Genomic DNA, 17,969 nt, shown 5'->3' with positions numbered 1-17,969 from the left:
GACCTCGAGGTGCGGCTGCTGAAGGGCAATCACGAGCAGGCCATGCTCGACTTCCTGGACGCGCCCGAGGCGAACCGCGCCTGGCTGCGCTGGGGCGGCGCCGAAACGCTGAGGGCCTATGGCGTCGAGCCGCCGGCGAGCGACGAGGACCCGCTGGCCGTCACCCGCGCCCGCGATGAGTTGCTGGCCCGCATGCCGGCCGGCCACCTGCTGTTGATGCAGCGGCTGGAGCTGATGGTGGCCGTCGGGGACTACGCCTTCGTCCACGCGGGCGTTCGGCCGGGCGCGCCGCTGGCGCAGCAGACCGAGCAGGACCTGCTGTGGATCCGCGAAGGCTTCCTCGACGCGCCAGGACCGTTCGAGAAGGTCATCGTCCATGGCCACACCTGGCTCGACGAGAAGCCGCGTCTTTCCGAGCACCGGCTGGCGCTCGACACCGGCTGCTACCGCACGGGAGTCCTGACGGCGCTCAGGCTGGACGGCCTCGAGCGCGAGGTCCTGCAGGTGGGCGAGGCCTGGGCCGAGGCGGCGGTCTGAGGCCCTCTAGTCGTTCTTGAAGTAGCCGTTCCAGTCGGGCTCGCCGCGCAGTCGTCGGATCACGCGCTGCATGCGCGGGCGCGTCAGCAGCCAGGCCAGCCACGCGCCGCCCAGCGCCAGGCTGATCAGCGCGCTCTGCAGCAGCAGGTACGAGCCCGCCAGCAGCACCAGCGTGGTGGCGGCGCAAAAGATAATCGCCCTGACGTCGCGTGCACGCATGCGGCTTTCCGCCCCTCCGGCGCCGGTCCCTCGAAGCTCTAACGTCGCAGGGCCGACACTAGCTCCACCGGTTTGCTCCTTTGAAATACGCAGGAGCGTTGCGGGCGCTAATCAGGAATCGTAAGTTCGGTATGACAGCCGCGGGAAAACGCGGACACGACCATGGGGAGCATATCCGTGAAACGCGCCGCAATCTTCTTCCTCGGCACAGCGCTCAGCCTGGCCCCGCTGGCGATGGCCGGGAGCCTCGAGGCCGCGGCGCAGACCGCCGGGCCCAAGACGACCTACAAGGCGCCACGGACGGCCTTCGGCCAGCCGGACCTGCAGGGCTTCTGGACGAACAACACCATGACGCCGCTGACGCGGCGCGCCCAGTTCGGCGACCGGCTCGTCTACACGCCCGACGAGGTCAAGCAGATGGAGGCGGCGGCCGAGCAGGAGGTGGAGGAAGGCAATGCGCCCACCGACCCCAATGCGCCGGCCGAGGCTCCGCGCGCGCCGGCCAACACGCGGCCCGAGTTCGCCGCTGCGGGCGGCGACGTGGGCGGCTACAACCGCGGCTGGCTGGATCCGGGCAGCACGGTGATGCGCGTGAACGGCGAGCCGCGCACGTCGCTGCTCACCACCCCCAACGGCCAGTTCCCGCCGCGCAAGCCGGGCGCCCCGCCGATGGCTGGCGGCGGTCGCGGCGGCCTGGGCTCGTTCGACAGCTACGAGACCCGCTCGCTGGGCGAGCGCTGCATCATCGGCTTCGGGCGCAACGGCGGCCCGCCGATGTTCCCGAACGGCTTCTACAACAACAACTACCAGTTCATTCAGACGCCGGACACGTTCGTCATCCAGGTCGAGATGAACCATGACCTGCGGATCGTGCGCCTGAACGGCAAGCATCGCACGGACGGCGTGCGGCCCTACTTCGGCGACTCCATCGGCTGGTGGGAAGGCGAGACGCTGGTGGTGGAGACCACGAACATCCCGCGCAGCCAGCAGTTCGCCGGCTCGTGGGAGAACCTGAAGGTCACCGAGCGCTTCACCCGCGTGGGCAAGAACCGGCTGCACTACTCGTTCGTGGTCGAGGACCCGACGGTCTGGGAAAAGCCGTGGGGCGGCGAGTACGAGTTCGCGCCGCTGGCCGGCCGGATCTTCGAGTACGCCTGCCACGAGGGGAACTACGCCCTGCCGGGCATCCTGGGCGGAGCGCGGGCCGAGGAACAGGCCGCTGCGGAGGCCGCCGCGGCCAAGGCCAAGGCGGACGCCGAGGCCGCCAAGCCGGCGGCGAAGGGCAAGGGCAAGAAGGCTGAGGCCGCCAAGCCGGCGACGGCGGGCGAGTAAGCTCTCAGGACGATCGGAGAAGGCGCGGCGGCTCCCCCGGGGAGCCGCCGCTTCCGTTTCAGGGGGTCACCCGCCGGACGCTGCGGATGCGGACTGGCTTGACCAGCATCTCGCCCTTCATGGCGCCCGCGCCCGCCTTGGGGTCGACCGGCATGCCCAGGATCTTCTGCGCCACGTCCAGGCCTTCGACCACGCGGCCGAAGGCGGCGAAGCCCGGGGTCTTCTTCGGATCCTTGGGATCGGCGTCGAGGTAGTCCTGGTCGCCGATGACGATGAACCAGTCGGCCTGGGCGCTGCCGGGCGCGTGCCGTCCCATCGAGATCGTTCCGTTCACGTGCTTGATCCCGGTCTGGGTGGTCGGCTCGTGGGCCACCGGCGGGAGCACCTTCTTGGGGTCGTTCTGCAGGCCGCCCTGGATGACGCCGTAGTCGTTGGGCGCATAGTTCGGCGGCTTGGAAGCCCGGTAGAAGGTGGCGCCGTCGAAGAGGGCGCGATCCACGTACTTCAGATAGTTGGCCACCGTCTTCGGCGCCTTGTCGGCGTAGAGCTCCAGCACGATCGCGCCTTCCGCGGTGTCGATCTTCACGCGCGGGTTGGCGGGCTGGGCCTGGGCGGCGGCGGAAAAGGCGAGAGCGGCGGCGAGGCCGATGAGGGTGCGGCGGGCGAACATGGGCCGTGAGCCTAAGGCGCCGTCCGGCAGCGGACCAGGGTATCGGTCTGGGCCAGGGTCTTTAGCTCCCCACGAATGCGGACGAAGGTGGCCAGGCGGTCGGCGCAGCTCAGGCGAGCGCTGCCACGCTCGATGCGTGTGCGGACCCGAGCGGCCATCGCCGCGCCGCGGCCGTCGGCGGACAGCGCGACCTGCCGCACCTCGACGGTCTCGGCGATCTTCGCGCCTTCGAGAGCCTTGCTGAGCTGCGCGCGCGCTTGCTCGCGCGTGCTTTCGCCATAGGGAACGATGCGGTTGTTGGAGCCCAGCGCCTGTTGGGCGAAGCGGGCCTGGGGCGCGAAGGTCGCGAAATAGGCGGGCAGGTCACCGGCGTTCAGCGCCGCCGCCTGGCGGATCGCCAGCGCGCGAACCTCGGCCTCCGAGATCGGCGTCTGGGCTGCGGCGGCGGCCGCACAGAGCGCGAAAACCAGGCTGGCGGCGGCGAGGCGGTGCGGCATGTCGCCTTACGTATAATCCCGGGATCGCGGCGGCGTCTGCCTCATGAGATCAGGGCGCATGTCTCGCCGTCGCCGTTCCATCGCCGCCGTCAGGGTCTCGGCCTTGACCCTCGGGTTCGCCGCCTGCTGCGGCTTCTGGATCGCCGTGGCGCACGTTATCCGCGGCCTGCTCGGCTAGGCGCGATCGAGCCAGCGCATCCGATAACCGTTCATCGCCGTCTCGCCGAGCCGGTCCAGCAGACGCCAGTTGACGACCGCGCCCACGGGCGCGCCGATCACCGGGATCAGCTGGGCGAGCTTGGCCAGGTCGATGTAGTCCCGGTACTCCTGCTGAAAGCTGCGCCAGTCGAAGTGGGCGAAGTCGGCGGGGTGCTCTCGCCCCTCCCAGCCTTCCAGCCCGTGGAACACCGCCGCCCGGTGTTCGGCGCTCGAGAACGCCAGCTGGAAGAGGTGCAGGATGTAGAGCCGCTCGGCGAACGCCTCGCCGTCGTGGCCGTAGGCGCCGGCGAGGTCGAACAGCAGCCGGATCTTGATCGTGATCAGGGCCGGGAAGTCGGCCAGTGCGAGCCAGAAGCCGCCGGCGCCTGCGACTCCGCCCTCCACGGCGGCGATCTTGCGGTAGTCCTGGATCAGCTGCAGGGCGCGGGCGTCGCGCTGGGCCAGGCTCGCCCCGCGCAGCGGCGGGCCCGAGACCAGGTCCGAGCCGGTCAGGATGGTCCGGGTCATCCGCTGCATGATCTCGGTGACCGTCGCGTGCACCTTCTCGGGGATCGCGCGGTTGATGCGCTGCTGCACGCGCCGGGCGCTGCGCGCGAGCGGCCCGGCAGGCTTGAGCACCTGCTCGCGCCAGTGGGCGACTTCGCCCTTGGCCCAGGCTTCGTAGGCCGGCGGCGGCAGGTCGAGGGGCGGGGTGGCGGCCATTCCGCCTAGTGCAGAGCCTGCAGCAGCCAGGCGGCCAGCGCCGTCAGCACGCTGCCGGTGAGCGCGCCCCGCACGAAGGCGCCGTTGCGGTCCCACCAGATGCGGCGGGCGCGCATGCGCTGCGCGCGATCGACCTTGCGTCTCTGCATCTCGTCCCCGGTCCCCGTCCCCAGGCTTTTCTAACCCGGCGGACGCCCGCAGGGGAACCTTGGCCGTGCTTGCGGGTTGGCGTTGCTGGGAAATTCCGAAACGCCAGGAGAGGTTGATGCGGACGGTGATGATCCTTGCTGCGACGGCCCTGCTGGGGCTGGCCGCGTGCGACCAGTCCCCGCAGAACGCGGACGGCACGACGGCCGCGGGCGATCCGGGCACGGCGGCGGCGACGCCGAACGGCACGGTGGCCGACACCGGTAACGACAACGCCGGCGCCGACATCGGCGGCGCGGGCCAGTTGGCCGAGCCGGGCGGCGCCACGACGGCGGGCGGCGCTACCTCGCCCAAGGCTGAAGACGCCCCGGCCGGCTCGGAGCCGAAGAGCCAGTGAGCCTTCGGCTGCTGATCGCCACGGGGCTCGTGCTGGGCGCGCCACTTGCGGTGGGCGCCTGCGCGGGCTCCCGGGCCGCCGCGCCCGCCGAGGTGAAGTCGGTCGTGCTGGACGAAGGCGCCCGCCAGACGGCGCAGGGCGTCGCCCAGCGCAAGGCCGACAGCGAGGATGCGATGGACGCGGCGCCGGCGGGCGCCACGACGGAGCCGCCGCGCTGACGCTTTAGGGGTTGATCGACAGGGCTCAGGCTTTAGGTTCCGAGCGCCTGCCGGTGGGGGATTGGTCCTTTGTCCGAACAACCGGAGCTGGCCGCCTTCGTGCGCGAGCATGTGCGCTCGGTGTGGGCGGTCGAGCTTTTGCTGCTGCTGAAACGTGATCCCGACCGCCGATGGCCGGCGGCCGACCTCGTGCGCGAGCTTCGGGCCTCGACCCTGCTCGTGAACGACAACCTGCAGCGCTTCGAGCGCAGCGGGCTGGCCGTCCGGGAGGACGGGGACCTGTGGCGGTATGCGCCCGCCATGCCGATGCTGGCCGAACTCGCCGACCGGCTCGAGACGGCCTACCGCGAGCGGCCGGTCACCGTGATCAATCTGATCGCCGCGCCCCCCGATCCTGTGCAGGGCCTGGCCGACGCGTTCAAGTTCCGGGGGGACAAGTGATGACGGAGATGGGCGGGGCCCTGGTCTATTCGCTCTGTCTGGCCGCCAGCGTCCTCTGCGCCGGCCTGCTGCTCCGCGCCTGGCGGCAAAGCCGTTCGCGGCTGCTGCTCTGGACGGCGACTGCGTTCGTCTTCCTGGCGCTGAACAACCTGTTCCTGGTGCTGGACATGGTCATCTTCCCCAGCGTCTTCCTCTGGCCCTGGCGCCAGGCCGCCTCGCTGCTCGCAGTCGGCGTGCTGGTGTACGGCTTCATCTGGGAGGCCGAACAATGAGGGTCGATCCTACCATCCTGGGCTTCTTCGGCGGCGCCCTGACGCTGGGGTTCCTGGTGGCCGCGGCGTTCTTCCTGAAGTTCTGGCGGCGCACGCGCGACCCGCTGTTCCTCAGCTTTGCGGCCGCCTTCACCCTCCTGGCCGCCAATCAGGCCGCGCCGGTGGTGTTCAACATCCCGCGCGAGGACCAGGCGCCGGTCTACCTGTTGAGGCTCGCCGGTTTCGGCCTGATCATCTGGGCGATCCTCAGGAAGAACCTGAAGCGGAGCTAGAGGCGCCTCACGGCGCCTCGGCGATGCCCGCCATCGTCTTCAGCCAGCCGCCGGACATGGCCGTGCGGCGGGCCTTGTTGGCCTCGCGCTGGTCGGCGGGGATCGAGGCCTGGTCGAAGAACAGGCTGTAGACGATCTTCGAGGTCTTGGCGTCGACGGGCCGCACCTCGACTGTGCCGTGGTAGAGGATCTTCGGGTCGACGTCGGCATAGGTGTAGGACAGGGGCGTGCGGGCGACGATCACCTCGTCGATGCGGCCGGCGATCCGGCGCACCGCGCCCAGCTCGCGGTCATTCCCCTGGGTGATCTCGCAGGTGGTCTTCAGCCACGTCCCGATATCGCAGTAGCCGCCGACCTTCTTCCAAACCGTCTCGGCCGGGGCCTTCACCGTGGCCTCCTGAACGATCGAGACATAGTCGCCGGCGGCCACGGCCGGGGTGGCGAGCAAGGCCGCGGCGGCGGCGAGCACGAGACGCTTCACGATCGGTTTCCCCCTTCGAAACTTCGGTTTGGCGGCACTGTGGCGGAAGCCGCCGCGGCCGCCAAGGGGAACGCCACGGAAGCGTGGCCGCTAGTCGTTCCTGGGCACGATCTCGAAGCGAAGGATGCGGTCGTCCTCGCATAGGCGCTCGGCCAGGGCGCGTGTCTGCACGGTGCTTGGCCCGCGCAGGGTGGCGCCGAGTTCTATGGCGCCGCCGCCGCCCACCAGCTTGTGGCGTACGGCTCTGGGCTTGAGCTTCAGCTGGGTCATCAACTGCTGGAAGTCGTCCTCGGGGAAGACTTCGCTGCGTCGGTACCGAACGGTCACGTCGATGATGTTGCTGGCCGGCAGGTGCTCGTCGATCCAGCGGAACCCCATGAGGACAATGACCGTGATCAGCGTCCCGCCGAGCGCGAGGCCGTAGGACGAGACGCCATAGAGCGTCCCGAGCGCAGACGTGACCCATAGCGAGGCGGCGGTGGTCAGGCCGTGCACCGACAAGCCCTGGCGGAAGATGACCCCGCCACAGAGGAAGCCGATCCCGGTGAGGATCCCGTGGGCCATGCGCACGGGGTCGATGCGGATCACCTCCATCGTGGTCGTGGTGCGCACCCACTCCGTCTGGTGAACGGCGGCCAGCATCAGAAGCGCCGAGGCCATGCAGACCAGGGTGTGGGTGCGAAGCCCCGCCGGATGTCCCCGCGTTTCGCGTTCCACGCCGATCACGACGCCGGCGAACACGGCCCCGAGCAGCGGCAGGACGTAGCGGGTGAGCGTCTCCGACGTGAATTCCATGCGTCAATCACTCCGACCAGGGAGCAACATAGCGCAAAAGGCTGAGCCGTCGTTGCGCCCGTCCTCAAAGGAGAACGGGCAGCACCCAGAGCGCGAAGAGGACGGCGGCTGCGATGGCGAGGATCAGACCGGCGCGAGGGTTCGAGCCGAGGATTCCTTCCTTCCGCGCGGGCGGCCGGGGCGGCGGGCGGCGCTTGGCCTGTTCGCGCGCCTTCTTGTAGCGGCGAAGGTCGGTGACCCGCGGGTCCTCGTCGGGACGCCTGGCCATCAGCCGGCCAGCTTCTCGAGCTCTTCCGCCGAGATGTCGGCGTTGAAGTAGACGTTCTGCACGTCGTCTTCGTCCTCCAGCGCCTCCACCAGCTTCATGAGGGTGGCGGCGGCGTCGCCGCTGACCGGCGTGAGCGTCTTCGGCCGCCAGGCGAGGCTCGTCGACTTGGCCGGGCCAAGCGCGGCCTCCAGGGCCTGGGCGACCTCGTTCAGGGCGTCGAAGGCGGTCCAGACGGTGTGGCCGTCCTCGTCGGACTCCACGTCGTCGGCGCCGGCCTCGATGGCGGCCTCCATCACCTTGTCCTCGGAGCCGGCGGCGGCCGGATAGACGATCTGGCCCACCCGGTCCCACATGAAGGCGACGGAGTTGGTCTCGCCCAGGTTGCCGCCGTTCTTGGTGAAGATGGCCCGCACGTTGGCGGCCGCCCGGTTGCGGTTGTCGGTCAGGGCCTCGACGATGACGCCCACGCCGCCCGGTCCGAAGCCCTCGTAGCGGATCGCCTCATAGGTCTCGGCGTCGCCGCCGGACGCCTTCTTGATGGCCCGGTCGATGTTGTCCTTGGGCATGGACTCGGCCTTGGCGTTGGCGACGGCCAGGCGCAGGCGCGGGTTCATGTCGGGGTCGGGCAGGCCGGACTTGGCCGCCACGGTGATCTCGCGGGAGAGCTTGGAGAACAGCTTCGAGCGGGCCGCGTCGGCGCGGCCCTTGCGGTGCATGATGTTCTTGAACTTTGAGTGTCCGGCCATCGTCCGTCGGCGGTCCTGAGGAGGAAGTTGCCGCGCTTCTACCCTGAAGCCGCCGCGTCACGGAACCCCCGCCGGGCGGAAGGGTTAGCCCCGGGAGCCTAGCCGGGAGCACCGCCATGAGCCTGCAGACCGACGATATCCTTCCTGAAGAGCCGAACGGCGAGATCGTCCACTGGATGGAGCCGGGCCCGGTCCGCGGCGTCGCCGGCGGCGTCCCCGCGGCCGCGGCCACCGCGTTCCTGGTGGGCGTCGCCGCCACGGTCGGCGGCTTCCTGCTGTGGCGCTATCTGGCGCCTCGGCGCGAAGGCCTGCCGCCCTGGCGCTGGGGCCGCGGGCCCCTGCACTAGAGCCCCGCCATCGCCTCGCCGCAGGCGGCGGTCTGCTCGGTCGTCATGCCCTGCCGGAGCTGCAGCTTCCTGACTTCCTGATCCTCGTCCGCGTAGGGCCAGTAGCGGATCGTGCGCTTGCGGCCGCGGGCGTCGACGGTCGCCGCCACCACCTCCCGAGTGGTGTCGCCCGGCGTGAGGCTGAGGCTTTCCAGCTTCATGCCGTTGCGCAGGCCGCTCATCCAGGCCGGACCGTTCCGCACCACGCCGCGCACCGTCTTGGCCGCCAGCGAGCCCTGGTGATCGAAACCGGTGTCGAAGCCGTGGGTCAGGACGGTGGTCGACACCAGGCAGCCGCCGAACATGGCTTCAGGCGGCGCGATCCGAGCGCGGCCCGTAATGTAGCGGGCGAGGTCGTCGCGCAGGTTCACCTGGGCCCCGCCCCACGCGGCGTTCAGCAGCCGGTCGAGGAAGCCGGTGGTCTCGGTGGGCACGAGGGCGCGGCGCTCGTGCGCGGCCTTCATCACGTCGTCCAGGTCAAGCGCGCCGGCGCTCTTCTGGCGCACGTGTTCGTCCCATTTCAACGCGAGCAGCAAGGCGCGGGCGGCGTTGGGCTGGGCGGGCGCCGCGTCATGCGCCTTCAGCGCCGCGTCGAACTCGGCGGCGGCCTCCTCCGGCGTCGCAAGTCCGGCGCGCAGGCGGGCGCGGATGGCCAAGAAGTCGCCCAGGCCCTCGGCGACCCAGGCCGACTGTGGCTCGGGCGCAGACGGCGGCGCGGCCAGGCTCCAGACCCAGCCGCGCATCCGTTCGCGGGCGATCGCGGTGCGCGCCTCGGGCGCGGCTTCCTTGGCGGCGGGCAGGATGATGGCCAGGTACGGATCGGCGGGGGGCGGAGGCGGCTTGATCTCAGGCGCGGTGGCGCAGGCCGAGACGAGCAGGAGGAAAGCGGCAATGGCGCGACGCATGCGGCGCACCTTAGCCTGCGTCGCGGCGGAATTGCGTCAGTCGACCGGCTCGCAGTCGAACCGGTCGATCTGGCCGTTCTGGAGACGGTGGACGGCGTCGTGCGACGCGTCGTGGTCCAGCAATGCGTCGCTCGGCAGCCCCACGTAGATCGCCCGCAGGACGCGCCCGGTCACGCCGTGGCTGACCAGTATGGCGCGGCGGTCGGGCTCCGGCGGCAGGGTGGCCAGGAAGTCCTCCAGCCGCGCCCGCACCTGGTCGTGGCTCTCGGCGCCCGGCGCCTCGAAGATCCGCCCCCGCCGCAGGGGCTCTCCCGGACGGTCGACCAGTTCCGTCCAGTCGCGGCCTTCCCAGGCGCCGCAGTCGACCTCCATGAGCCGGTCGTCGGTCTCGATCGGCAGCCCGGTCGATGCGGCGATGAAGGCGGCCGTCGCCTGCGCGCGTCCGAGCGGGCTGCTGACCAGGCGCCAATCGCCGGCATCGCGCGCCACCAGGTCGGCCACCACCGAGGCGACGGCGCGCGCCTGCCGCCGTCCGCGCTCGGTCAGGGGCGAGTCGCGGCGGCCCTGCAGCCGGCGGGCCACGTTCCACTCGGTCTCGCCATGACGCAGGAGCAGGATCACCGCTTGCGGCGCACGACCGGGTGCGAGGTCGAAAGGCCGCCGTCGACCGCGATGGTCTGGCCGTTGACGTACGAGGACTCGTCCGAGGCCAGGAACAGGGCGGCGTTGGCGATCTCGATCGGCACGCCATAGCGGGTCAGCGGGTTGAGCTGGCCGATCTTGTCCTCGTTGCCGCGGGCCCGCGCGCCGTCGAAGATCGGCTTGGTCATGCCCGTTTCGATCAGGCCGGGCGCGATGGCGTTGACGCGCACGCCGGTGCCGTAGAGCTCGTTGCAGGCGGTCTGCACCAGGCTGATGACGCCCGCCTTCGAGGCCGAGTACGCGGCGCCCCCCGCGCCCGAACGGATGCCCGCCACCGAGGCCGTGCAGATGATCGAGCCGCGGCCGGTCGGGATCATCGCCGCCGAGGCGTGCTTCACGCCCAGGAAGGCGCCGATCAGGTTCACCCGCAGGATCTCGGCCCAGTAGTCGGGCGTCTGCTCGTGCAGGGGCGCGAAACCGCCCGAGATGCCGGCGTTGGCCCAGAAGACGTCGAGTCCGCCGAACTCGGCCTGCGCGCGGTCCACCAGCCCCTTCACGAAGGAATCGTCGCCCGCGTCGCCGGTCAGCGCCACCACGCGGCCGCCGGCCTGGGTAATCTCGGCCGCGGTCTCGGAGACGGCCTCGGCGCGGTCAGCGATGACCACCGCCGCGCCTTCGGAGGCGAAGAGGTTGGCCGCGGCGCGGCCGATGCCGCTGGCGGCCCCGGTGATGACGACCGTACGACCTTGCAGGCGGGCCATGGATCCTCCTTCAAACGCTTGTTTGAAGGAGGCATCGCACGGCGCCGCTCGAGGGGCAAGCGGTCAGCGCGGGCGGGCGAGGAGCCCCGTGGAAAACCCGACGGTGACGGCCGCGAAGTGGGAGTCGCCGTTCTGGCCCAGGAATTCCTCGGTGCGCCACACGTTGGCGTAGGTCACCCGCAGCCGCCAGATCCGCGCCACCACGCCGGCCTGGAATTCCTGCACCCACGGCCTTTTGTCGACCCGGCGCGAGTCCTTGAACGTGTTGCCGTCCAGGAAGATGTCGCGGGCGACGCCCTTCACCTCCGTGCCGGCATAGGCGTACCAGGCGAACTCGTTGCTGGGGCCGAAGAACGACGAGCCGCTGGGCGCCGGCCGGATGCGCGGCGCGCCGTAGTCCTCCGCCAGGTGCGTGCCGACGCGCAAGGTTCCGCCCAGGCCTCCCGACACCTGCACGGTGCCCAGCGCCACGTTGGCGGCCGGCGTGAAGTCGACGCTGAGGCCCTCGGTCCGCTCGCCCCGGCCATCCTGGCCGGCGCGCGGCCGGGGCCAGAGCTCGATCGGCCGCCAGCGCCGCTCGCCGTAGAGGACGAAGGCCACCTCGTTCTTGAGCTGGTGCTTCCAACCCTGGGCCTCGTCGATGTGGTTGACGTGCTTGTGCCAGTTGTTCTGGGTCCAGCCGCCCAGGGCCTGGGGCCCCACGACGCCGACCTGCAGCTGGAGGCTGTCGAGCCGTTTTTCCGAGTAGGTCATCACCTCCCCGCCGACGTAGAGCCAGCCCGCGTAGGGTCGGTCCTTCGGATCGGGCTCGGGCAGGGTGAGGTCCTCGGGCGTGTAGATGTTCTGGCCGATGACGAAGCCGCCCCGGTAGCTGGCGTTCGGATCCAGGAAGGGCAACTCGCGCGCCCGGCCGGCGATGGGACTGCTGCGCGAGGGCGTCAGCACGTTCAGCTGCAGCCCCTGAGTGTAGTAGCGGTCGTCGTTCTTGCCCGGGATGAAGAACTCGTTCTCGACCTGAAGCGTGGCGACCCAGTCGTCCTCGTCGTTGGCGTCTTGGCCGAGCGCCGGCCCAGCGGCCGCCCCCACGAGGGCCGCCGCGCAGAGCGCCGCGCGGAAGCCCGGCCGCCTCACCCGTTGCGCTTCACGTGATTGCGGATCGCCGCGATGATGCGGTCCTGCGCGTCGGGCTCGAGGTAGGCGTGCATCGGCAGGCTGATGACGCGGCCCGCCTTGGCCTCCGTCACCGGCAGGCCGCCCGGCTGCGGATAACCGGCGTAAGGCGGCTGGCGGTGCAGCGGCAGCGGATAGTAGACCGCCGTCGGGATGGCCTGCTCGCGCAGCGCGGCGGCCAGCCCGTCGCGGTCCTCGGTCTCGATCGTGTACTGGGCCCAGACGCTGACGCCGCCGTCGATCACCTTCGGCGTGGCGACCACATCGGAAAGCCCCTCGGCGTAACGAGCGGCGACGCGGTTCCGAGCTTCGATCTCGTCGGCGAAGATGGTCAGCTTCTGCAAGAGGACGGCGGCCTGGACGGTGTCCATCCGGCTGTTCACGCCCACCCGCATGTTCATGTACTTGGGGTCGTGGTCGAAGGTCTTGCCCTCGAGGTCGGACTTCACCGCCTGGCCGTGGACGCGCAGCGACACCAGGAGGTCGTGGAGGCGGGCGTCCTTCGACAGGATGGCCCCGCCGTCGCCGTAACAGCCCAGCGGCTTGGCCGGGAAGAAGCTGGTGGTGGTGACGTCGGCCCAGTGGATCGGGTGATGTCCGTTCAGCGTGCAGCCGAAGCCCTGGGCGCTGTCGGCGATCAGCTTCAGGCCGTGGCGCTGGGCGATCTCGAACAGGGCCGGGTAGTCGGCCGGCTGCCCGAACAGGTCGACGGCGACGATGGCCTTCGGGGTCAGCCGGCCGTCCGCCTTCACCGCCTGGATGGCGGCCTCGAGCCGCGCCGGATCCAGGTTGTAGGTGTCCGGCAGGATGTCCACGAAGACCGGCGAGGCGCCGACCAGCGGCATGGCCTCGGCCGTGGCGGCGAAGGTGAAGGAGGGGCAGAACACCGCATCGCCCGGCCCGATTCCCCAGGCCATCAGCGGCAGCACCAGGGCGTCGGTGCCTGAGGCACACGAGAGCGCGTGGGGCGCCTGACCGAAGGCCGCCAGTTCGGCTTCGAGCTGAGCGATCTCGGGGCCCATGATGTAGGCGCCCGATCGGATGACCTTGAGGATCGCGTCTTCCAACGGCTGCCCGAGACGGGCGCGCTGGGCCTGCAGGTCGATGAACGGAATCATGACCGGGCTCATGCCATCTGCGGCGCGGCCCGGCCAAACACGCTTGGTGACGGTGTGTTTCCCGCCGCGCCTACTGCTGCTTGTGGACCTCGCCGCCCTTCATGACGAAGGACACCTGGCGCAGGATGCCCGCATCGGCCAGCGGGTCGCCCTTCACGGCGATGATGTCCGCGGCCTTGCCGGGCGCGAGGCTTCCGATCTCGTTCTCGAGTCCGAAGTGGGCGGCGGCGTTCACGGTGGCGGTCTGGATCGCCTGCAGCGGCGTCAGGCCGGCCTGCTGCAGCAGGGCGAATTCGCCGGCGTTGTCGCCGTGGGCCGAGACGCCCGTGTCGGTGCCGAAGGCGATCTTCACGCCGGCCTTGTGGGCGCGGCGCGTCATGTCCAGCATCAGCGGGCCGGCCTGCAGGGCCTTGGCGGTCTGGGCCGGGGTGAAGAAGTTGTTCGGTCCCTTGGCGATGCGGACCACGAAGTCGCCGGCCATCAGCGTCGGCACCAGGTAGGCGCCGTTCTTCTTCATGAGCGCGATCCCCTCGTCGTCGAGCCAGGTGCCGTGCTCGATCGAGTCGCCGCCGGCCTTGACGAAGCTCTTGATGCCGTCCGCGCCGTGGGCGTGAGCGGTCACCTTGCGGCCCATGCGGTGGGCGGCGTCGACGATGGCCTCGAGCTCGGCGTCCGAGAACTGCTGGCCGAGGCCCGCGGCGGTGTTCGACAGCACCCCGCCCGTGGCCGTGATCTTGATGATGTCGGCGCCCTTCCAGACCTGCTCGCGCACGGCGCGCCGGCAGTCGTCGGCGCCCGAGCAGACAGAACCCGGGCGCAGGACGTGCATCACGTCCTCCCGATAGCCGTTCACGTCGCCGTGGCCGCCGTGGACCGAGATCGACGATCCGGCCGCGATGATCCGGGGCGAGGCCACGTCGCCGCGGGCGGCGGCGGCGCGCAGGGCGAAGACGGCCTCGTTGTCGCCGCCCAGGTCGGCCACGGTGGTGAAGCCGGCCATCAGCGTGCGGCGGGCGAAGCGGGCGCCGGCGAACGCCTGGTCGGCGGCCGATTGGGTCAGGCGGTCCAGACGGGTCGTCGGGGTCTGCTCGCCGGTGATGTGGACGTGGCTGTCGATCAGGCCCGGCAGGACGAAGCTGTCCTTCAGGTCGACGACGCGTCCGCCGGGCTCGGCGACATAGCCGTCCGCGACGCGCACGATGCGGCCGTTCTGCACGATGAGCGTCTTCTGGGTCTCGACCCGGCCGCTGGCGGGGTCCAGCAGGACGCGCCCGGCCTGGACAAAGGTGAGCGGCGCGGGCTGGGCGACGACAGGCGCGGACGAGGCGAGCAGGGCGGCGGCGAGCGCGCCCACGACGAATTGCTTCACGGAAGACCCCCAGACGTTGAGGGGCGGATTTAACGTCCGGAAACAGCGAAGGCCAAGCTGGTTTGGATGGCCGCCGTTCGCTCAGATCTGCCGCGTGCGGCCTTCCCAGTACGGCGCGCGCACCTTGCCGCGCTGGATCTTGCCGGCCTCGGAGCGGGGCAGGTCGGTGGCGAAGTCCAGGCTGCGGGGGACCTTGAACGACGGCAGGTTGGCGCGGGCGAAGTCGAGGATCTCCTGGGCCAGCGCGTCCGAGGGCTCGTAGCCCGCCTTCAGCAGGATGACCGCCTTCACCTGCTCGCCCCATTCGTCGTGCGGCACGCCCACGGTGGCGCTGTCGGCGACGGCGGGATGCTTGATCAGCTCGTTGTCGATCTCCTGCGGGTAGATGTTCACCCCGCCCGAGATGATCGTCTCGGCGCTGCGGCCGGTGAGGAACAGGTAGCCGTCCTCGTCGAAGTAGCCCATGTCGCCCATGGTGAAGTAGTCGCCCACCCGGCTGGCCTGGGTCTTGGCCTCGTCCTTGTAGTAGGTGAACGCTCCGCCCGGCGGCAGCTGGTGGTAGATGGTCCCGGCCACGTTCGGCGGGCACTCGTTCCCCTGGTCGTCCAGGATCTTGGAGCCCAGCAGCGCCGGGCGCTTGCCGACCGAGCCCGGCTTCTTCAGCCATTCGTGGCTGTCGATCATGAAGCCCGCGCCGCCCTCGGAGCCTGCGTAGTACTCGTTCAGCACCGGGCCGAACCACTCGATCATCGCGTGCTTCACCTCGGGCGGGCAGGGCGCCGCGCCGTGGACGATGTATTTGACCGAGGAGACGTCGTAGCGGGCCTTCACCTCGTCGGGCAGGGCGAGCAGCCGCTGGAACATGATGGGCACCAGGTGCAGGTGCGTGACCCGGCGCTCCTGGATCGTCCGCAGCGTCCGCTCGGAATCCCATTTGTCGAGGAAGACCAAGGTCGCGCCGGCGCCCATGGCGGCCCGAACGTCGAAGGCCAGGGGAGCCGCGTGATAGGCGGGGCCAGCGCAGAGCTGAACCGAATGCTCGTCGTAGCCGCGCAGGGCGTACATCGCCTGGGGCACGATCACGGGGCTCTCGCGGAAGACGCCCTTGGGCCGGCCGGTGGTGCCCGAGGTGTAGAGCATCTGGTTGCCCAGCACGGGATCGTCGATGTCGGACGGCTCGATGCCGGCGATCGCCTCGTCGTAGTTGAGGAAGCCGTCGATGTCGCCGCCGAGGGCGACCTTCAGCCGGACGTCGGGCGCCTGGGCGGTCGCGGGTCCCGCGGCGGCGACGCGCGCCTCGCAGAAGACCGCCTTCGCTTCGCAGTCGTTCAGGATGTAGGCGATCTCGCCTTCGGTCAGGTGCCAGTTCACCGGCGTGATGCGGAAGCCGCCGCGCTGGCAGGCGGCCAGCACCTCGACGAACTCTGCGCGGTTGGAGGACACCAGGGCCACGGCGTCGCCAGCGGCGAGCCCCGCCTGCCGCATCAGCCGGACCAGCCGGTTCGCGTTGGCGTTCACCTCGGAGAAGGTCCGGGTCCTCCCATCGGGGTCGATGACGCAGGCCTTGCCGGGCTGGGCCTGGGCCCAGACGGCGAGCGTCATGCCGGTCAGCGCGGCGGCCTCCAGCCGCTCGGTCAGGCCCGCCCGTTCCTTCACCGCATCCATCCGCTTCCTCCCGCAGGGCTCGAGACCCGCTTGTCTTTGGAGAGACCATGACACGGCGGCGGCGCGGCGGACAATCGCCGTCGTCAGAAGATCGGGTACGTTTTCAGGGCTTGCGGAACACCCAGACGTCGCCGGCGCCCCCGAGGTCCTGAGGCGGCCGGTCCCGGAGAAGGCCCGCGGCGGCGGCGAGCGGCTCGGGATCGGCCATCCAGTAGGTGAGGCGTTCGGGCGAGCGCTGAAGGGGCCGACCCGCCGGATCGAAGACGACGTACTCGACAACCTGTTCCAGGCGGCCCGGCGGCTCGCGGAAGGCGCGCTCCTTCACGAACAGGCGCAGGCGCCCGCCGTCCGGCAGCGGCTGGTCGAAGACCGGTCGGGCCGGATCGACCGGCGGCAGGCCGCGCATGACCTCGAGCTTGGGCAGGTGGAAGGCGGCGAGCCCGCCCGACGGCAGGTGCCGCGCGGCCGTCGCGAAGGTGTTCTTCCAGGCCGCGCCGGCGGGCACATGGGCCAGGGTGAAGAACGGGCAGAGGACGGCGTCGAAGGTCCGCTTCAGGTCCAGAGCGGTCATGTCGCCGCGCTTCAGCGCGATCCGGGCGGCGACCTCCGGTGGCAGGCCGGCGCGCCGGACCTCGGCCCTGGCCAGCATGGCGGCCGAAAGGTCTATGCCTGTGACGGTCAGGCCGCGTTCGGCCAGCCCCTGCGCGACCCGGCCCGAACCCGCGCCCAGCTCCAGCACCTCGCCGCCGGGCGGCGCGAGGGCGGCGTAGAGGTCGATGTCGCCCGCCAACGTCGGATCGCCCGCCGTGACCACGTCGTAGAAGGCGGCGCTCAAACCGCCTTCGGCATAGTACGACCGCACCTTGGCCATCCGTAAGGAACCCTCCCGCCGCGCTGGCGCTTGTGCCCGCTGTGATGGCGTCTGCGTTGCGCAAGATCAACGCGCGCGTCACATACTGCATGGCCAAGCTCTGACCTGGCCCTGATGGGGAGCTCGATGAAGACCCTTTTCCGCCGTTTCGCCCGCGCGGCGCTGATCGTCGCCGCGCCGGTCCTCCTCGCCTCGTGCGGGATCAACACCATCCCGACCAAGGAAGAGGCCGCCAAGGCCAAGTGGGCCGACGTCCAGAGCCAGTACCAGCGCCGGGCCGACCTGATCCCGAACCTGGTGGCGACCGTGAAGGGTTACGCCGCACAGGAGAGCCGGGTGCTGATCGCGGTGACCCAGGCCCGCGCCGGCATCGTCAGCACGCCCGCGGGCCCGGAGATCACCCAGGATCCGGCGGCCTTCCAGCGCTATGCCGCCGCCCAGAACCAGCTGTCGATGGCGCTGGTCCCGTTCCGCGTGCTGCAGGAGCAGTATCCGGACCTGAAGTCGAACACGAACTTCATGGCCCTGCAGAGCCAGCTGGAAGGCACCGAGAACCGCATCGCCGTTGCCCGGCGCGACTACAACGAGGCCGTCCGCGACTACAACACCAGCCTCAGGACCTTCCCGACGGTGATCTGGGCGAACACCATCCACTCGGGCTCGAAGCCGATGCAGCTGTTCCAGGCGACCGCTGAGGCGCAGTCGGCGCCGACGGTGGACTTCGGGACGGACGCCCCGGCGGGCCCGCCGCCCGGCGCGGCGCCGGGTTCGGCTCCGCCGCAATGAACCTGATCGCGGGCGCGCGGGGCCTGGCCCTCGCGCTCCTGGTCGCGTTGCTCCCGGCGGGCGCGCTCGCCCAGCCGAAGTTC

26 protein-coding genes are annotated in these 17,969 nt (G+C 70.6%); 9 read left to right on the top strand and 17 right to left on the bottom strand.

All coding sequences use genetic code 11. From position 1 onward, the window contains the following. Nucleotides 1–537: serine/threonine protein phosphatase (locus RIF93_RS10045; protein WP_309090913.1), on the top strand; the 537-nt coding region annotated here is incomplete at its 5' end. 6 nt (nt 538–543) lie between these two features. On the opposite strand, the gene RIF93_RS10040 is transcribed toward RIF93_RS10045, so the two are convergent. Further along, nucleotides 544–756: a hypothetical protein gene (locus tag RIF93_RS10040; RefSeq protein ID WP_309090911.1), complete on the bottom strand. Its 213-nt coding sequence runs from the start codon at nt 754–756 to the stop codon at nt 544–546. 177 nt (nt 757–933) lie between these two features. On the opposite strand from RIF93_RS10040, the gene RIF93_RS10035 reads away from it, so the two are divergent. Continuing rightward, nucleotides 934–2,088 carry a hypothetical protein gene (locus RIF93_RS10035; RefSeq protein WP_309090909.1) on the top strand — a complete coding sequence of 385 codons (1,155 nt, stop codon included), beginning with the start codon at nt 934–936 and terminating at the stop codon, nt 2,086–2,088. 58 nt (nt 2,089–2,146) lie between these two features. On the opposite strand, the gene RIF93_RS10030 is transcribed toward RIF93_RS10035, so the two are convergent. From RIF93_RS10030 to RIF93_RS10015, 4 genes are all read right to left on the bottom strand, one after another. Then, nucleotides 2,147–2,758 carry a peptidylprolyl isomerase gene (locus RIF93_RS10030; RefSeq protein WP_309090907.1) on the bottom strand — a complete coding sequence of 204 codons (612 nt, stop codon included), beginning with the start codon at nt 2,756–2,758 and terminating at the stop codon, nt 2,147–2,149. A gap of 11 nt (nt 2,759–2,769) precedes the next feature. Continuing rightward, nucleotides 2,770–3,255, bottom strand: a complete 486-nt coding sequence (locus tag RIF93_RS10025) for a nuclear transport factor 2 family protein (RefSeq protein ID WP_309090905.1) — start codon at nt 3,253–3,255, stop codon at nt 2,770–2,772. Between the two features lie 174 nt (nt 3,256–3,429). Then, nucleotides 3,430–4,176: an EcsC family protein gene (locus RIF93_RS10020; RefSeq protein ID WP_309090903.1), complete on the bottom strand. Its 747-nt coding sequence runs from the start codon at nt 4,174–4,176 to the stop codon at nt 3,430–3,432. A gap of 5 nt (nt 4,177–4,181) precedes the next feature. Beyond that, entirely contained in the window at nt 4,182–4,325 is a 144-nt protein-coding gene (locus RIF93_RS10015; RefSeq protein ID WP_309090901.1) for a hypothetical protein, read from the bottom strand. Nucleotides 4,326–4,441: 116 nt separating this feature from the next. Between RIF93_RS10015 and RIF93_RS10010 the strand changes: the two genes are divergently transcribed. The 5 genes from RIF93_RS10010 (at nt 4,442) to RIF93_RS09990 (ending at nt 5,923) form a co-directional block, all read left to right on the top strand. After that, nucleotides 4,442–4,720 carry a hypothetical protein gene (locus RIF93_RS10010; protein WP_309090899.1) on the top strand — a complete coding sequence of 93 codons (279 nt, stop codon included), beginning with the start codon at nt 4,442–4,444 and terminating at the stop codon, nt 4,718–4,720. After that, nucleotides 4,717–4,938, top strand: a complete 222-nt coding sequence (locus RIF93_RS10005) for a hypothetical protein (RefSeq protein WP_309090897.1) — start codon at nt 4,717–4,719, stop codon at nt 4,936–4,938. The genes RIF93_RS10010 and RIF93_RS10005 overlap by 4 nt, the downstream gene beginning before the upstream one ends. 69 nt (nt 4,939–5,007) lie before the next feature. Next, complete coding sequence (locus tag RIF93_RS10000) at nt 5,008–5,379, top strand: hypothetical protein (RefSeq protein ID WP_309090895.1); 372 nt, start codon at nt 5,008–5,010, stop codon at nt 5,377–5,379. Continuing rightward, nucleotides 5,379–5,651: a DUF5985 family protein gene (locus RIF93_RS09995; protein ID WP_309090893.1), complete on the top strand. Its 273-nt coding sequence runs from the start codon at nt 5,379–5,381 to the stop codon at nt 5,649–5,651. The genes RIF93_RS10000 and RIF93_RS09995 overlap by 1 nt, the downstream gene beginning before the upstream one ends. Continuing rightward, on the top strand, nt 5,648–5,923 hold the full coding sequence (locus RIF93_RS09990; RefSeq protein ID WP_309090891.1) for a DUF5985 family protein: 276 nt from the start codon (nt 5,648–5,650) through the stop codon (nt 5,921–5,923). Before RIF93_RS09995 ends, RIF93_RS09990 begins: the two co-directional genes overlap by 4 nt. 7 nt (nt 5,924–5,930) lie before the next feature. Here RIF93_RS09990 and RIF93_RS09985 read toward each other — a convergent pair whose 3' ends face one another. The 4 genes from RIF93_RS09985 to RIF93_RS09970 form a co-directional block, all read right to left on the bottom strand. After that, the gene (locus RIF93_RS09985) at nt 5,931–6,404 is read right to left on the bottom strand and encodes an SRPBCC family protein (RefSeq protein ID WP_309090889.1); all 474 of its coding nucleotides are present in this window, start codon (nt 6,402–6,404) and stop codon (nt 5,931–5,933) included. 90 nt (nt 6,405–6,494) lie between these two features. Then, nucleotides 6,495–7,199, bottom strand: coding sequence for an MgtC/SapB family protein (locus RIF93_RS09980; RefSeq protein WP_309090887.1), 705 nt, complete (start codon nt 7,197–7,199; stop codon nt 6,495–6,497). Between the two features lie 64 nt (nt 7,200–7,263). After that, nucleotides 7,264–7,467 carry a hypothetical protein gene (locus tag RIF93_RS09975; RefSeq protein ID WP_309090885.1) on the bottom strand — a complete coding sequence of 68 codons (204 nt, stop codon included), beginning with the start codon at nt 7,465–7,467 and terminating at the stop codon, nt 7,264–7,266. Continuing rightward, on the bottom strand, nt 7,467–8,213 hold the full coding sequence (locus tag RIF93_RS09970) for a YebC/PmpR family DNA-binding transcriptional regulator (RefSeq protein WP_309090883.1): 747 nt from the start codon (nt 8,211–8,213) through the stop codon (nt 7,467–7,469). The genes RIF93_RS09975 and RIF93_RS09970 overlap by 1 nt, the downstream gene beginning before the upstream one ends. A gap of 116 nt (nt 8,214–8,329) precedes the next feature. Between RIF93_RS09970 and RIF93_RS09965 the strand changes: the two genes are divergently transcribed. Beyond that, entirely contained in the window at nt 8,330–8,560 is a 231-nt protein-coding gene (locus RIF93_RS09965; RefSeq protein WP_309090881.1) for a hypothetical protein, read from the top strand. On the opposite strand, the gene RIF93_RS09960 is transcribed toward RIF93_RS09965, so the two are convergent. From RIF93_RS09960 to RIF93_RS09925, 8 genes are all read right to left on the bottom strand, one after another. After that, nucleotides 8,557–9,504 (bottom strand): hypothetical protein, encoded by a 948-nt coding sequence (locus RIF93_RS09960; RefSeq protein WP_309090879.1) that lies wholly within the window; start codon nt 9,502–9,504, stop codon nt 8,557–8,559. The genes RIF93_RS09965 and RIF93_RS09960 overlap by 4 nt on opposite strands. Before the next feature lie 36 nt (nt 9,505–9,540). Further along, nucleotides 9,541–10,125, bottom strand: coding sequence for a histidine phosphatase family protein (locus tag RIF93_RS09955; RefSeq protein ID WP_309090877.1), 585 nt, complete (start codon nt 10,123–10,125; stop codon nt 9,541–9,543). Then, entirely contained in the window at nt 10,122–10,907 is a 786-nt protein-coding gene (locus tag RIF93_RS09950; RefSeq protein ID WP_309090875.1) for an SDR family NAD(P)-dependent oxidoreductase, read from the bottom strand. Before RIF93_RS09950 ends, RIF93_RS09955 begins: the two co-directional genes overlap by 4 nt. Nucleotides 10,908–10,970: 63 nt before the next feature. Beyond that, complete coding sequence (locus RIF93_RS09945; protein WP_309090873.1) at nt 10,971–12,038, bottom strand: lipid A deacylase LpxR family protein; 1,068 nt, start codon at nt 12,036–12,038, stop codon at nt 10,971–10,973. Further along, nucleotides 12,035–13,207, bottom strand: coding sequence for a DegT/DnrJ/EryC1/StrS aminotransferase family protein (locus tag RIF93_RS09940; RefSeq protein ID WP_309090871.1), 1,173 nt, complete (start codon nt 13,205–13,207; stop codon nt 12,035–12,037). The genes RIF93_RS09945 and RIF93_RS09940 overlap by 4 nt, the downstream gene beginning before the upstream one ends. Nucleotides 13,208–13,265: 58 nt before the next feature. Next, nucleotides 13,266–14,549 carry an amidohydrolase family protein gene (locus RIF93_RS09935; RefSeq protein ID WP_375163873.1) on the bottom strand — a complete coding sequence of 428 codons (1,284 nt, stop codon included), beginning with the start codon at nt 14,547–14,549 and terminating at the stop codon, nt 13,266–13,268. Between the two features lie 96 nt (nt 14,550–14,645). Continuing rightward, a complete protein-coding gene (locus tag RIF93_RS09930; protein ID WP_309090867.1) occupies nt 14,646–16,229 on the bottom strand; it encodes an AMP-binding protein in 1,584 nt (527 codons plus the stop codon). A 103-nt stretch (nt 16,230–16,332) separates the two neighbouring features. Further along, entirely contained in the window at nt 16,333–17,100 is a 768-nt protein-coding gene (locus RIF93_RS09925; RefSeq protein ID WP_309090865.1) for a class I SAM-dependent methyltransferase, read from the bottom strand. A gap of 126 nt (nt 17,101–17,226) precedes the next feature. On the opposite strand from RIF93_RS09925, the gene RIF93_RS09920 reads away from it, so the two are divergent. Next, the gene (locus tag RIF93_RS09920) at nt 17,227–17,886 is read left to right on the top strand and encodes a LemA family protein (protein WP_309090863.1); all 660 of its coding nucleotides are present in this window, start codon (nt 17,227–17,229) and stop codon (nt 17,884–17,886) included. Nucleotides 17,887–17,969 lie beyond the last annotated feature (83 nt).

The sequence above is a fragment of the Phenylobacterium sp. genome (genome assembly GCF_031181185.1).
In the GTDB taxonomy this organism is placed as follows: domain Bacteria; phylum Pseudomonadota; class Alphaproteobacteria; order Caulobacterales; family Caulobacteraceae; genus Phenylobacterium.
This window is presented reverse-complemented; position numbering and strand designations above follow the sequence as displayed.

What these genes read in the sequence shown, in the direction of transcription:
- RIF93_RS09995 (WP_309090893.1), top strand. Translation starts at nt 5,379, where the DNA reads ATGACGGAGATGGGCGGGGCCCTGGTCTATTCGCTCTGTCTGGCCGCC.
- RIF93_RS10015 (WP_309090901.1), bottom strand. Translation starts at nt 4,325, where the DNA reads ATGCAGAGACGCAAGGTCGATCGCGCGCAGCGCATGCGCGCCCGCCGC.
- RIF93_RS10030 (WP_309090907.1), bottom strand. Translation starts at nt 2,758, where the DNA reads ATGTTCGCCCGCCGCACCCTCATCGGCCTCGCCGCCGCTCTCGCCTTT.
- RIF93_RS10010 (WP_309090899.1), top strand. Translation starts at nt 4,442, where the DNA reads ATGCGGACGGTGATGATCCTTGCTGCGACGGCCCTGCTGGGGCTGGCC.
- RIF93_RS09990 (WP_309090891.1), top strand. Translation starts at nt 5,648, where the DNA reads ATGAGGGTCGATCCTACCATCCTGGGCTTCTTCGGCGGCGCCCTGACG.
- RIF93_RS09960 (WP_309090879.1), bottom strand. Translation starts at nt 9,504, where the DNA reads ATGCGTCGCGCCATTGCCGCTTTCCTCCTGCTCGTCTCGGCCTGCGCC.
- RIF93_RS09970 (WP_309090883.1), bottom strand. Translation starts at nt 8,213, where the DNA reads ATGGCCGGACACTCAAAGTTCAAGAACATCATGCACCGCAAGGGCCGC.
- RIF93_RS09930 (WP_309090867.1), bottom strand. Translation starts at nt 16,229, where the DNA reads ATGGATGCGGTGAAGGAACGGGCGGGCCTGACCGAGCGGCTGGAGGCC.
- RIF93_RS09920 (WP_309090863.1), top strand. Translation starts at nt 17,227, where the DNA reads ATGAAGACCCTTTTCCGCCGTTTCGCCCGCGCGGCGCTGATCGTCGCC.
- RIF93_RS10020 (WP_309090903.1), bottom strand. Translation starts at nt 4,176, where the DNA reads ATGGCCGCCACCCCGCCCCTCGACCTGCCGCCGCCGGCCTACGAAGCC.
- RIF93_RS10025 (WP_309090905.1), bottom strand. Translation starts at nt 3,255, where the DNA reads ATGCCGCACCGCCTCGCCGCCGCCAGCCTGGTTTTCGCGCTCTGTGCG.
- RIF93_RS09965 (WP_309090881.1), top strand. Translation starts at nt 8,330, where the DNA reads ATGAGCCTGCAGACCGACGATATCCTTCCTGAAGAGCCGAACGGCGAG.
- RIF93_RS09950 (WP_309090875.1), bottom strand. Translation starts at nt 10,907, where the DNA reads ATGGCCCGCCTGCAAGGTCGTACGGTCGTCATCACCGGGGCCGCCAGC.
- RIF93_RS09925 (WP_309090865.1), bottom strand. Translation starts at nt 17,100, where the DNA reads ATGGCCAAGGTGCGGTCGTACTATGCCGAAGGCGGTTTGAGCGCCGCC.
- RIF93_RS09940 (WP_309090871.1), bottom strand. Translation starts at nt 13,207, where the DNA reads ATGAGCCCGGTCATGATTCCGTTCATCGACCTGCAGGCCCAGCGCGCC.
- RIF93_RS10040 (WP_309090911.1), bottom strand. Translation starts at nt 756, where the DNA reads ATGCGTGCACGCGACGTCAGGGCGATTATCTTTTGCGCCGCCACCACG.
- RIF93_RS09975 (WP_309090885.1), bottom strand. Translation starts at nt 7,467, where the DNA reads ATGGCCAGGCGTCCCGACGAGGACCCGCGGGTCACCGACCTTCGCCGC.
- RIF93_RS09980 (WP_309090887.1), bottom strand. Translation starts at nt 7,199, where the DNA reads ATGGAATTCACGTCGGAGACGCTCACCCGCTACGTCCTGCCGCTGCTC.